The sequence below is a fragment of the Paenibacillus sp. FSL R5-0623 genome (genome assembly GCF_037974265.1).
Classification (GTDB): domain Bacteria; phylum Bacillota; class Bacilli; order Paenibacillales; family Paenibacillaceae; genus Paenibacillus.
On the sequence record NZ_CP150233.1, the window covers coordinates 5,527,896 to 5,541,292 of the forward strand.

5 protein-coding genes are annotated in these 13,397 nt (G+C 49.4%); all 5 read right to left on the bottom strand.

The window, feature by feature from the left end; all coding sequences use genetic code 11:
• Positions 1-258: 258 nt before the first annotated feature.
• The 5 genes from MKY92_RS24345 to MKY92_RS24365 all read right to left on the bottom strand — a co-directional run bounded on the left by MKY92_RS24345 (position 259) and on the right by MKY92_RS24365 (position 13,376).
• Complete coding sequence (locus MKY92_RS24345; protein ID WP_339297941.1) at positions 259-3,054, bottom strand: alpha-mannosidase; 2,796 nt, start codon at positions 3,052-3,054, stop codon at positions 259-261.
• Entirely contained in the window at positions 3,051-6,230 is a 3,180-nt protein-coding gene (locus MKY92_RS24350; protein WP_339297942.1) for a beta-galactosidase, read from the bottom strand. Before MKY92_RS24350 ends, MKY92_RS24345 begins: the two co-directional genes overlap by 4 nt.
• The gene (locus MKY92_RS24355) at positions 6,227-7,546 is read right to left on the bottom strand and encodes a glycoside hydrolase family 125 protein (RefSeq protein ID WP_074096344.1); all 1,320 of its coding nucleotides are present in this window, start codon (positions 7,544-7,546) and stop codon (positions 6,227-6,229) included. The genes MKY92_RS24350 and MKY92_RS24355 overlap by 4 nt, the downstream gene beginning before the upstream one ends.
• A 255-nt stretch (positions 7,547-7,801) precedes the next feature.
• The gene (locus tag MKY92_RS24360; RefSeq protein ID WP_339297943.1) at positions 7,802-11,017 is read right to left on the bottom strand and encodes an alpha-mannosidase; all 3,216 of its coding nucleotides are present in this window, start codon (positions 11,015-11,017) and stop codon (positions 7,802-7,804) included.
• A 4-nt stretch (positions 11,018-11,021) separates the two neighbouring features.
• Complete coding sequence (locus MKY92_RS24365) at positions 11,022-13,376, bottom strand: glycoside hydrolase family 3 N-terminal domain-containing protein (protein ID WP_339301902.1); 2,355 nt, start codon at positions 13,374-13,376, stop codon at positions 11,022-11,024.
• Positions 13,377-13,397 lie beyond the last annotated feature (21 nt).

Here is a 13,397-nt window from a genome sequence, read left to right on the forward strand (position 1 = left end):
CAAGCCCCCTTAATGTTTCAATATAGAATGAACAATGAAGTGTACCTGCGACCATCTTGATGGCATAGGTACTTTCGATCATTTGCAATTCTACTGTTCATTCTATAGAAAAACAACCAATAACTCAACAGATACATCTGGTAAATAGCGTAACCCTTCCACCACCGTACGTAATGCCTAGTTTAGAGAACACTTGCAGTCCTGTACCTTTTATTACGTGGTCAAAAGTCTGTTTTTCGACCTTTTGAACAACCTTTATCAGCGGCGCAAGCCGACAGTAACGATCTCGCATGAACCTGTCTGTATGTTCCATTCCTTGCTGGCAAATGATAATGTCAACGCCTCTTCTATGTTGTGGGAATGAAGCCTTTCGCCCTCTTCCTCCAAGATATTGCTCTTGTATGCCGTTTCGAATGGCTGTGGATTCGCCTGTGATGCAGCAAGATTTAACGTGGCAGAGTTGGTGGTCATATTGAACCAGCGTAGCATCACATCACCGGAACCCTCATTTACCTTGAGTGAGGAAAACGCCAAGCCATCCCCTTGCCATGCAAACGGTGTGTTGCTAGGTGTTAAATAACCCGGGTGTACTTCGGTTTGTGCCAGCGTCCAAGGAACCTGGAACTGATAGGCCTCGATATATGCACCTGATGCTGCACCATTTCCATCATGCGGAATGATCTCGATCCGAAATGTATGCTCACCAAGGCATTGTGCTTCCGGTGTCGGGAACAAGCCCCAGTCTCCAAGTTCGCCCACAGCACGTAGCAGCGTTACGGCGATGGTGTTGCGCCCATCCTGAAGGACTTCATATTCATTCAGACCCAGATTGGCAACGACCAATCCGGCGTCCTTTTCACCCACATCCACAAAATTCTGTTGATGCTGTGTATTGCTTGGATTTTGCCACTCCGGTGCAGGCTTGTTATCACGCGTTGCAATTTCGAACATGGAATCCACATGATGAACCCCAGATACAAGATCCGTTGGGAAAAGGGCGCGTACCCGATGATCCTTCGCCTGATTGTTGAAGGTTGTCTCCACCTGGACGCCTTTTCCACTACGACTAAGCGATATCACTGTACGGATCTGAAGTGGAGTCATTTTCGCTGAACGCTGGGCTTTGCGATGTGGATAATAAATCAGTTCTCGCTGTTCCTGATCCAGCATCTCATCCGCCGACTCCGGTATTTCCCAATGATGAATCACTTCGAATGAGGCCAAGTATGATGTATCCTCAAGGATCCGAATCTCAGCCTGAAGCGCTTGTGTTGTCAATGCAACTTCATTCTCTGGTTGTTTGAACATGTATTCATTGCCGATATCGCCCACATTTTCGTACACGCCAAGATCCTTGTAAGTCCGACCTGTTCGTTTATCTGTGAGTGTGAATGAACCATTGTCTGCAATCGTAACGATCATATGTTGATTTTCCATGCCACGTTCACCACGCAACAACGTAGTCGTTTTCGACGGAGTACCACTCTTAGCATGATCCTCTGAGTTCACCAAAGCATACGTTTTCAGGCCCAATGCAGCTACATGCTCTGTTTCAAAACGAATACGAACTCGTCGACAGCTATACGGCTGACGGAAGCGATCATCCGGCAGATCATAGCCAAATTGCAGACCCAGATCCTCCACCGTACATGGAATGTGGTTACCCTCTTCATCTACAAGTATGCGATCTGACAGGTCAACGGCTTTCATCTGTGCCGCCATCTCTTCCAACGTATATCCATCCCGGAAATACAACCGAGCCGCGTCCAGTTCCATCTGAACTACACCGCTGCGTTCCCAACCCGTTGTATTAAACACCACAACAGGTCGGGCACCTTCGCCGTAACGCTCAAATATGGAGGTATCGACAGCTGTAGCAATCTGGCTGGTGCTCTCTTCAATTAAAGCCTCTGCTACATGACGGCTCTTATCAAACCGTGTCACCATCTCACGGTGCACCTCATCCACACTGCATCCACAGATGCTGTCATGCGGGTGATTTTGCATCAGCGTTTTCCATGCATACGTCAGTTGATCATGTGGATAGGCATGTCCAAGCAGATAAGCGTAGGATGCCAGGGGTTCGGCCACTTTTTCTAGCATGGTCTGGCCCAGCTGGTTCATCTGTTTCAGATACACACGAGCCGAAGCGGTGTTCACCAGAGTTCCCCAGCCATCGGTACGTTGGCTGCGCAGTTCGCCTTTGACCGTGGACAGCTCATATTCAGACGATGCTCTCAAAGCTTCCAGATAATCCGGAAAGTTGGAGTGAATGAACTCGATATCGGGATATAATTGTTCAGCCATGCGAATCGCTTCTGGCAGGTCTCGTTGAATCGGTTGGTGATCACATCCGTTCATGTACAACAACTCATTGGTCGATGCATATTTCTCGGCATCTGCCAGCTTGGTTTCCCAGAACTTGCGGGCCGAGGCCTCGTCTACCGGAACTTCATTCCCGTTGGAATACCAGTTGGCAAACAATACGCCAAGCACTTTTGATCCGTCTGGTCCTTCCCACATCAGCTCCGAGAAGCTTGATTCATATCCGGCATCCGATACCGTATTATTAAATCCCGTAGGCTTCACACCACGTCCAAAGAACACATTATCAATGCCAGATTGCTGCATCAGTTGCGGGGTCTGTCCGACCAATCCAAATGTATCAGGAAAATAACCAATTTTCGAAGGTGTGCCGTAACGTTTGGCGTCCTTATGTCCAACCTGCATGTTGCGCACATTGGCTTCTCCACTCGTCAAAAAGGCATCTTGCAAAATGTACCATGGCCCAATCACAATCCGCCCATTGCGGATATGTTTCTCCAGTCGTTCCTTTTGTTCCGGGCGAACCTGAAGATAATCTTCGATGATAATCGTTTGTCCATCCAAATAAAAGCTTTTATAGTCCGATCCCTCATCAAGCTGATCCAACAGTGAATCGACGAGCTGAATAAGACGCATATGATGCTTCTCATACGGCAAGTACCATTCCCGATCCCAGTGGGTATGCGAAATAATATGTGCTCTCTTCGACTTGTTTGTCCGTTTGGTCATCGTGTTATCCCACCTCTTTCGTCTTGTTGTACAATCTCAACCTCATCCGGGCGATACACCGCAGTCAGCTTTCCGGAAGCATCAGTGGCAAACAGCACGGAACGATTTTTCTCCAATTGGAACGAGTACGATACACCTGTACGTTGATCTCTCACATGAACTTCATGGTTCAAGGCAAACTCCGATACAAATACATACAGATTTCCTTTTGGAAAACTAAGCTTCCGGCCGTAGATCCCAGCGATATCCCCACCGGATATCCATTCCAACTCCTGTTCGATGCCCGAAATTTCGGTTGCATAACGATACAATTCAGCAAGTGGCTCGTCCCGTCCATTTAACTCGAGCGGCAGTGGAGTCCAGATTAATTTCCCTTTGCCCAAAGGCAGAACGTGTACTTCATCTGCTGTACCATTATCCCCATGAAGCAACGTCTCCTTTGCCACCTCGGCGATCCGACGCCGTCCATAGGTCACCCGGTGATTCACGCCATTAATACTCAGCAGTTCTTCCCGCTGTACGTTACCCAGACTGCGTTTGCCTACGATATGATCTGCCCGGTCAGTTGGCTTCCAGTATGCATCCAGCCCCAGTGGTCCAGTGATGAGCAGACTTGTACCTTCCTTCTCCGCAAACGTGAGCAATTGTTGAAGTGCATCGCTGTCCATATTGTGTGGACTCGGCACGATAATCAGCTTCGGTGGCTGCTGCTCCAGCGCTTCCAAATGATATTCGGATAATGCACGGAATGGCAATTTCAGATCATAGGACATCACACGAGTAAGCTTTGTTGTGGCATCATAGGCCAGGGCACGGTTGGAGAAGTCATTGGAATACGGGAATACCACTGCAATATCCTCCAGCTCGCGGTCTTCAAAGAGATCACGAATGCCATGCATGAATCGGCCAAAATCATAAGACACATCCGCCTCTGGTTTCTCCGTACCATCTGCACGCAAGGCTCCGATATGGGACTCATTGGCATTATCCATATAGAAGTTGGTGTTCCAGATCCATTGCACCGCTCCTGCGCCGCCTGTCGAGAAAGCATAAGCGTACTTGCGTTCGAGAATGCCACGAAGCTCTTCTTCCGTACGCTTGGCTCGCCCATCCGGGGTTTCCACATACATGATGCCCGTCTCCTGAATGAGATTCGGTTTGTATGGTGTTTTGGCAAAAATGCCATCCCAGATCAGATCATCATTCAACCACCAGGAATGTACGGTTGTATAATCCACTTCACACTCATAGAAGAAAGGCGAAGGACGCTGTGCACCAAGGGCTTCGTCCTGTCCCACGGTGACCAGATGATTCGGTACCAGATCCTTAATCGTACCTACAAGCTCTCTAGCCCATACATTGTGCATCTCCATGGAGAAGAGACAGTAATCGAGCCAGCGTGTTCCTTTTTTGGCCTTGTGCATGTCCTGTACATCAAAGTTAATCTCTTCCGCCTCCGGGATCACCGCGGCTGCAAAGTTCGGAAGCTGCTTCGGTGACATGTTCCATGCCTCCTGCAACGCTTCAATCGTCTCATGACGTTGTTCAAGCCAAGTGATATAAGCCTGCTGTTCATATGAATCCCTCGCCGAGCGTGGGCCAGCTGAGAAGATACGCACGGGATCAAACATGGATGGCTCATTAATCAGATCCCAGTCCACATGGGTTGTATGCGTGTGACGACTGACGATGCTGCGGATGAAACGTTTCTGTGCTTCGACACTCTGCGGGTCCAAATACGGATTCGTGCCTTCCCATGTCTCCGGTGTAAAGGAGAAGAAAGTGAACGTGACCTGTAAGCCGTGGCGCTTCGCCGTTAAAATAAATGCATCAATGGCACGAAGCACATCCTCTGCCATATGTCCGTCCACCTGCATCATGTTGCGATAGGCGGTCCAGATCCCCGTCCGAATCCAGTTGATTCCTGCTTTAGCCATCTGAGCCATATCTCGATCCCAGACATCCGCGTTCGGCAGAAACAGAAATTTCCGTGCCACATCGGAGGTCATGTAGGTCATGCCCACAACAGGCAGAGGACGTCCGTCTTTTACAAAATAATCCCTGCTGCGGGTAATCAGTTCCCCTTCTGCCAGCAATGCAGCATCCTGTCCCCAGAAGCCTTGACGCAAGGTCCGAACTTCCCCGTCAGGAGCCTGCGCGTGGCATATGATCCGATACAGCCCACTTTCAATGGAAACCGGGAGAAGTATACGTTCGAAACGCTGCTCACCGGAAAGTTCCATCTCCAGTCGATGGTTCCATACCTTCTCCGTCATGCCACTTGTGCGATCTTCGTGCTCGACCGTTATGTCAAACGTCCACAGCTCGGACTCGGTAAGTCTATTGCCTGCACGCTGTAAAATCTGGCCTTGAAGTGTGAGTACAGCCCGTTCATCTGGCTCATACGAAGCATAATTCGTTTTGAGGGATAACTCAGTTACACCTTGCGCACAGAATTGCGCCCACTTCACAATCTCGTCAGCGCCATCCTGCGTCCAGAATGAGGTGGTCAGCGGCAGATGCACAAATATCCATCGTGAACCTACGAAAGTCCCGCGCGAGTTTTCCCACAGAACGACCGGAGCGGCGACACTGCGCCCGTCCTTACTCATGCCACGAAGTAATGGGTAAATCTGCGTACTCATCGGTCCTGATGAACCCATCTGGTGAGGCAGATCACTTGTTTTGGTTGTATGTGGAACCAGATTCCATGTATCTGCCTTCTCGAACAGTCCTTCTTTCCCAGTGAGAAGCGGGATCTGTTCAGATGACGTGTACGATTGCACATTGGTAGAAGACACGTTCAACGCCTCATGAATATAGAGTTCCTGATGATATGCGGTCTGCTCGGACTCTACAACCCATGCCCCATTCTCATATCGAACTGGACGTTTAAAGGGTGCGCCCCCCACACTGATCAGGCTTCCGCCCTGATGCAAGTAAGCTGCAATTTCCGTCCAGGCGGACTTGGGAAAATAGGGTGCATGCAGATTGACCAGACATCCTTCACCTGCTGTAGTCTTCAAAGTCTCTGCGAGTTCTTCGGCGTTTACAACGGTGATCTCTTTGACTGCTTTCCATGTATTCAGAGCCTGCTCAGTTGGAAAAGTACCATCCAATGGAAACGTAGAGTCAGCGAAGATAATCAGCTTTTTATCATTAGGTTGGATACTCATAACAGGCCATCCTTCATGGATTTATAGACCAACTGGGAGAACAGGCTGTTGGACCATGCAAACCATTTTCGTGTAAAAATCGTCGGATCATCAGCGTGGAAGCCTTCATGCATATAACCTGTATCTGCATCTGTCGCTTCAAGCATGCGAATAATCTCCAGTTTCTCCTCGGCAGACTGCGCAGTCAGTCCCTGCATGGACAAGCCCATATGCCAGATATAATCTGGTGGTGTGTGCGGGCTTCCGATCCCTTTGGCAACCTTGCCTTCATAATAGAATGGGTTCTCTTTGCTCAGAGCGAAGCGGCGGGTATTCTGGTAGATCGGATCATCCGCTGTGACGTAACCCAGATATGGAATGGACATAAGTCCTGGTGTACCCGCATCGTCCATGAGACAGTGGTTGCCATAACCGTCCGTCTCGTACGCATAGATCGGTCCAAATTCCGGATGACGATAAATACCATACAACTGAATGCCGTGATCCACGTCCTGCTCCAGATCCTTCAATTCCTGCAAAAGTTCCATATCCCGGAACACCCACTCGGCAAACTCCTGCATTTGGCGCAGAGCGACAACCGCGAACATGTTGCCAGGGATATTGTAGTGGAAATCACACGCATCATCACTGGAACGGAAACCGGACCAGATCATCCCCGTGTAGTTGACTGGCATACCTTTTCCGTGATTGCGCAGGGAATCTGTTGGGATACCGTTATTACGAGTGAAGCGATATGGAGATTGTTCCATGTGATGTTGTTCGACTTTGAACAGGTCCACGATTTTACGCATCGCTGCCTTGAAGCTTGAATCAAAAATGTCGGTCAGCTCGGTTTCCTTCCAATATAAATACGCCAAACGTACAACAAAACATAATGAGTCAATCTCAAATTTGCGTTCCCACACCCAAGGTGACATCTCGGTTTCGTCCGTGGTGTTCCAGTGCCAATCGTTGGCCGTCTCATTGAAGGCATTGGCATACGGATCGATGTGAACATATTGGATATGACGTTTGATCAGCCCGCCAATAATGCGTTGCAGGTCCTCGTCTTCTTTTGCAAACGGAATGTAATGTACCACCTGCTCCACGGAATCACGCAGCCAGGAAGCCGGAATATCTCCTGTGATCACAAAAGTCGTACCGTCCTCCATCAACTTGGTTGTTGTTTCGATGGTGTTGGGGAAGCAGTTTTTGAATAATTGAAGCAGTTTTGGCCGGTGAGCCAGTTTCTGTTCTGCTTCTTCGAGCACGGCCTGAATGGATTGTGGCAAAGCAACAGGTGGCATGGGTATTTTGGGTAATCTGAACTGTTCCATGGATGAGTGCAACTCCTTAAACAAATTGAATGGTGTAGCTATACAGGATGAAACAAAAAATTTACACGGGACCACTGCGCGGTCAGAAATATCCTCCGATCGCTGTTATCCCCAGATTTTTTTGATTCCCTTTTCTAAAGGGTAAAATCTGGGGATAAAGGCGAACGCTTCGCTTCTTCGAATTCTTTCTGTCCTCTCCGTTATCGTGTAAATGTTTAGTTGAACATGTATAGCTCAAAAATATTTCAAACAGGTTTACCGCAGTAGCACGGTTTGTATTTCGTAAGGTTTAAAAGATAATGTAATCTGGCCATTCGTATGGGCCAGTGGTTGGATTGGTTCTTCCAGTGCGTTGGAGTGATAGGCTTGCACAAAGGCATGCGGCCATTGCAATGTGATGTTTTCGCGTTTGCCTGAGGATTCATAGAAACGCAGCACAGTGCCTTGTCCATCCTCTGCCAATTTAACTGTATCCAGAATGACGTGATTGCTGTTCAAGTTAATCCAGGAGCCTGTTGCTGGACGAGATTGTGCGGCAGTTGCCGTTGCATCTGCGGTTGGATATAATTCAGCCCCTGCGCTTTTTTCTAATTGATCCCTCTGTTGCACCTGCCCCATCGATTGTGCCTGTTGGGGCTGTTGTGTTTGCTCAACTTGTTGCACGACCACTTCCGTGTTCAATTCAGTTGCCTGACGTACCGTGTGTGCAGTTCGCCAGTCACCGTCATGTGGATATAACGAATAGGTGAATTCATGTTCTCCCAGATCGGCTGTGCGATCAGGCCATTTTGGTGCACGAAGCAAGGACAAACGAATGGTACTTCCCTGCACGTCGTACCCGTACTTGCAATCATTGAGCAGGCTCACACCGTATCCATATTCGGATACATCCGCGAAGCGGTGTCCACAGACTTCATACTGTGCTTGTTCCCAGCTTGTGTTGCGATGTGTTGGACGTTCCAGTGCGCCAAATGGAATTTCAAATGTTGCCTTGGAGGTCACCACATCAATCGGGAAACCAACTTTCAGAAGTTTGTGATTCTCGTTCCAGTTCACCTGTGTTTGGAAGTCAATTCGCCGTGAGTCATGATAAAAGACGATATCTTGTGTGATTAACGATTGATGTAGCTTCCAGCGGAAACGCAAGACATCTTTCGTTGTACCCGCCAGCACCAGCTTTTTCTCCAACAGTTCCACTTCGCCAGCAATCTGTTCCTCATAACGACTATCGATATCCCATGCATCCCAGAGCGTTGGACGATCGTGGAAGAAGTGAAGTTGATTGCCACGTTCACCCAGCTTCAGCATCTCACGCTCCGCGGTTTTATCCCACAGACGGGTGATCTCCCCACGTTCATTGAACTGCACATGATAAAAGGCGGTATCCCATGTATCATTAAAGGTTGGTTGTGCGGCAAGGGTGGTCATTTCCCGTACATTTGTTTCCCTTGTATTTTCCGGTACCAGCCAAATCGTCTTATAACCAAACGCCGGAATGTCTGTCACGAGAATAGACATGCTGCCATCCTCCCGATCCATCCGCAAGCGCTGGCCTTTTTCATCGATGCCGTAGCGATCCAAGCCATCCTGCACAGGAAGTTGAACGACTGCACTCCGTTTCCAGCCCAGGCTGTTGAATACAACATAGGCTACTGAACCTTCCGGTCCCTCTGTGTTGATACCCGTTGTCAATGCAGCAATGCCTTGATCCAGTCCGGTTCTGCCTAATTCAAATACCTGTACATATTCCTCATTCGAAGTGACGTAGGACTCCGTAATCGCCGATCCCGGTATAATATCGTGGAATTGATTCAGCAAAATTAATTTCCAGCCTTCATGCAGATTCGAACGCACTTCAGCTTCTGCATCTGCCTCCATATCTGGCAGAGCGAGTGTATTCCACAGCTCAGCTTCTCGATACAGAACCTCCGCTTTCCGGTTGTTGCGCTTATTGCGCGCATGGGTCGTGTAGGTTCCCCGATGTAACTCCAGATACAGATCGCCATGCCACTTCGGAAGTACAGGTTGCTCCTTTTCAATTCCGGCAAAGAAAGCTCCAGCTGTGCTATATCGGCTCGCAGGCTGTCCAACCATCAGATCTGCGCGATCCACATACTCCAGCATCTCGCGTGTTACACCACCGCCGCCATCACCGTGTCCGTATAGAAGCATATGCTCCGGATGCGCTGCTTTCTCACGGTAGGACTGCCAGTGATCATGAATGTCCTTCGGCAGGGTGTGTTCGTTAACCCCATGATTGAGGTAAGAAAGAATTGGTGTTCCGTCAATGCCCACCCAGTGGAAGAGATCGTATGGAAACACATTTGTGTCGTTCCATCCGAGCTTTGTTGTCATGAAATATTCCACATTGCCATGCTTCAAAATCTGTGGCAGGGAGGCACAATACCCAAACGTATCCGGCAACCATTCAATCTGTGATGTTTTGCCAAACTCCTCCATATAGAAACGCTGACCATATAACATCTGGCGAATCAGGGACTCCCCGCTTGGGATGTTCAGATCCGGCTCAACCCACATGCCGCCAACCAGTTCCCAGCGGCCTTCTACAATCCGATGCTTCACCCGCGCGTACAGCTCGGGATCATGCTCCTTCAGAAACGCATATAGTAAGGGTTGGCTCTGGGAATAAACATAGTCCGGATATTCATTCATGAGTGCATCCACGGTGGAGAAGGTACGGCTCGTTTTGCGTACCGTCTCACGTACAGGCCACAGCCAGGCAATATCAATATGGGACTGTCCCACCATATGCTCCAGACCTTCTGCGTTTCCGCCAATCTCACGCACATGGTGCTTCAGATTATTCTCAATCTGCCGAATACCCTCTCCCTGCTCAATCTCTTCTGCTGACATGCCTACAAATTGATCCATCGCACGGTACACCAGTTCTAACAGGCGAACCCGCCGAAAGTCACTTTCCGGTAGCAACACAGCCGAATCACGTACAATGATGACCGTATACATGAGACTGCGAACCGCTTCATTTGGCCTTACCAGCAGGCTCGTAATTGATGTGATTGGCGGCTGAATAACCGCCTGTTGATTCAACGGGTCTACAGGTTCAGGTACCGGGTCAAACATCTCAATCTCAAGTTCCGGAGCGTTTCCGACTTTGGATGGATCAAGCGTGACGTAGGTATGATTGCGGTCAAGGCCCTGATAAGAGTGCCCATTTACCCGAAGCAAACCTTCTCCGCCTGTCTCAAATACAAGCCCATAAGGTGTTTGCTGCCATGTAGCAGGAATCTCCAAACGTGTTCTGAAAAAATAAGTCGTTCCCTGTTTGCTCGGAAAACGCTCAAAATCTTGCCCTTCGGGGTACTCACCCTGATCCTCATACTGTCCTGGCACATTATAATAAGCGCGGGTAATGTCCCAGCTACGCAGCTGTAATTGCTCCAGCCACTGATGTTCGGACAACTCGCGAATAAATCGTCTGATACGTTCCAACGTCTTACGCCTCCCTTACGGTCAGTTCGGCTATTTGCGTATCGTTTACGCTGCTGCCGATATGAATATGGAATTGTCCCGGTTCAACGACAGGCTTCAAATCACGACCAATATACTGCAGCTGCTCGGCCCCGATGTGGAATTCCACGGTCTGTGTCTCTCCCGGCTCCAGGTTCACTTTTGCAAACCCCTTCAGTTCCTTGGCCGGACGAGTTAGTGAGCTGACCACGTCAGAGATGTACATCTGTACAACTTCTGCACCTGCATAACGGCCGGTGTTGGTCACGTTCACCGATACCGTAACTGAATCATCAGTTGTCATAGATGCAGCACTCAGCTGCGGTTCACTGTACTCATATGTGGTATAGCTAAGTCCGTATCCAAATGCATAACGTGGCTCCAGATCCTCTTCGAGGTAACGTTTGCCTCGGGAACGTTTGCCGTTATAATAGATCGGTAATTGGCCGACATGTTTCGGAATGGAAATCGTCAATTTGCCTGACGGATTCACATCACCGAATAAAATATCTGCAATGGCACGACCGCCCTCTTGACCCGGATACCACGCCTCCAGAATTGCATCGGCATGTTCATCCACCCAAGGTTCAGTGATGGGACGACCATTAATGTAAACAACCACAAGTTTCTTGCCGAGCTTGTGAATCTCCTGAATGAGTTCCAATTGTACTCCGGCAAGACCCAACGTCATCCGGTCGATCCCTTCGCCACACTCCATATCATTCCAAGAGTTATCGGACACATTGGAAGCACCCGTTTTCAGATCGATCGTTCCTTCTCCAAAGTCACGCGCACTGGAGCCACCAACCACCATAATGACCGTATCCGCTTGACTGGTAACTTCAAGGGCACGCTCGAATCCTTCTTTCGAATCACCCTTGATCCGGCAGCCTGGTGCATAAAGAACCTGATCTGTACTGCTGTCACCAGTCAAAGGACCAACAGAACTCTTCTCCGTTTGCCCATCCACATGATTAGCCAGCTTACTGCGAATCCCATCCAGTACCGTCGCCACTTTCGACTTCGGTTGCGGAGATGTGTAATCGCCCAGTTGATTGTAGGCCTGATCCGCATTTGGGCCGATCACGGCAATCCGGCCCACATTTGCTAACGAGAGAGGTAGAGTTTCAGCCTCATTTTTGAGAAGTACAACACCTTCCGCAGCCAACTGGCGTGCCAGCTGAACATGCGCTTCACTGCCAATCACTTCTGCTGCCCGATCGGCATCCACATAAGGCTGTTCGAATAAGCCCAGTCTGAACTTCAATGCCAACACGCGAGAAGCAGCCTGATCCAGAACCTGCATATCAAGCTTACCTTCTGCCACCGCCTGCACCAGATATTGCCCAAACATCTCACCGGACATTTCCATATCGATGCCTGCCTCAATCGCCTGTACGGAAGCTTCCATTCCATCCGCTGCGACATCATGCCCACTTGCCAGCATGTTAATCGCACCACAATCCGTAATGACCAGACCGTCAAAGCCCCAATCCTTACGCAAAACATCTTCCAGCAATTCCGTATTCACGGTGCAAGGCGTGCCATCAATTTCGTTATATGCTGGCATGATCGACGCAGCGCCCGCTTCCACCGCTTTGCGGAATGGATAGAGATCCACTTCCAGCAGTTCGCGCCAGCCCATATGTACAGGCCCTGCATTACGTCCACCTTCCGAACTGCCGTAACCAACAAAATGTTTCAGCGTTGCCGCTACTGTATCCCTATGGTCAAGACCTTCACCCTGCAGTCCTTCCACGGAGGCAACTGCCAGTTCCCCAATGAGATATGGATCTTCCCCGAAACATTCCTCGGTACGACCCCAGCGCGGATCACGCACAACATCCAGTACCGGAGAATAGGTGACCGCACCACCTTGGGCACGTGTCTCCCGTGCTACCGCCTGGCACATCTCCCGATACAGATCCACATTCCAGGTGCTCCCCAGTAAAAGGGGAACTGGATAGACCGTTCCGTCAATGGCCATATGACCATGCGAGCACTCTTCCCCGATTAAGATGGGAATCCCAAGTCTGGAATGTTCCACCGCATAACGTTGAATCAGATTGACCACCTCAGCGCCTTCTCTGGCGGATAGTCCATTTTCCAGCGTAACGCCAGTCCACGGATCTGCCCGAAGCGCACCGTAAAGGGAGCCGATGCCCCCATTTTCTACTTGCTTCTTAAAGGATTCATTTAACGTAATGTTCCCTTGATCATTCGTATAGGTCTGCCAGCCAAAGGGCTGCGTAAGTTGGCCTACCTTTTCTTCCGTAGTCATCAGACTCAGCAGGTGTTGTACCCGTTCCTCTACGGATTTGCTTTGGTCCTTGTATGTCATCAATCTGCATCTCTCCAATCC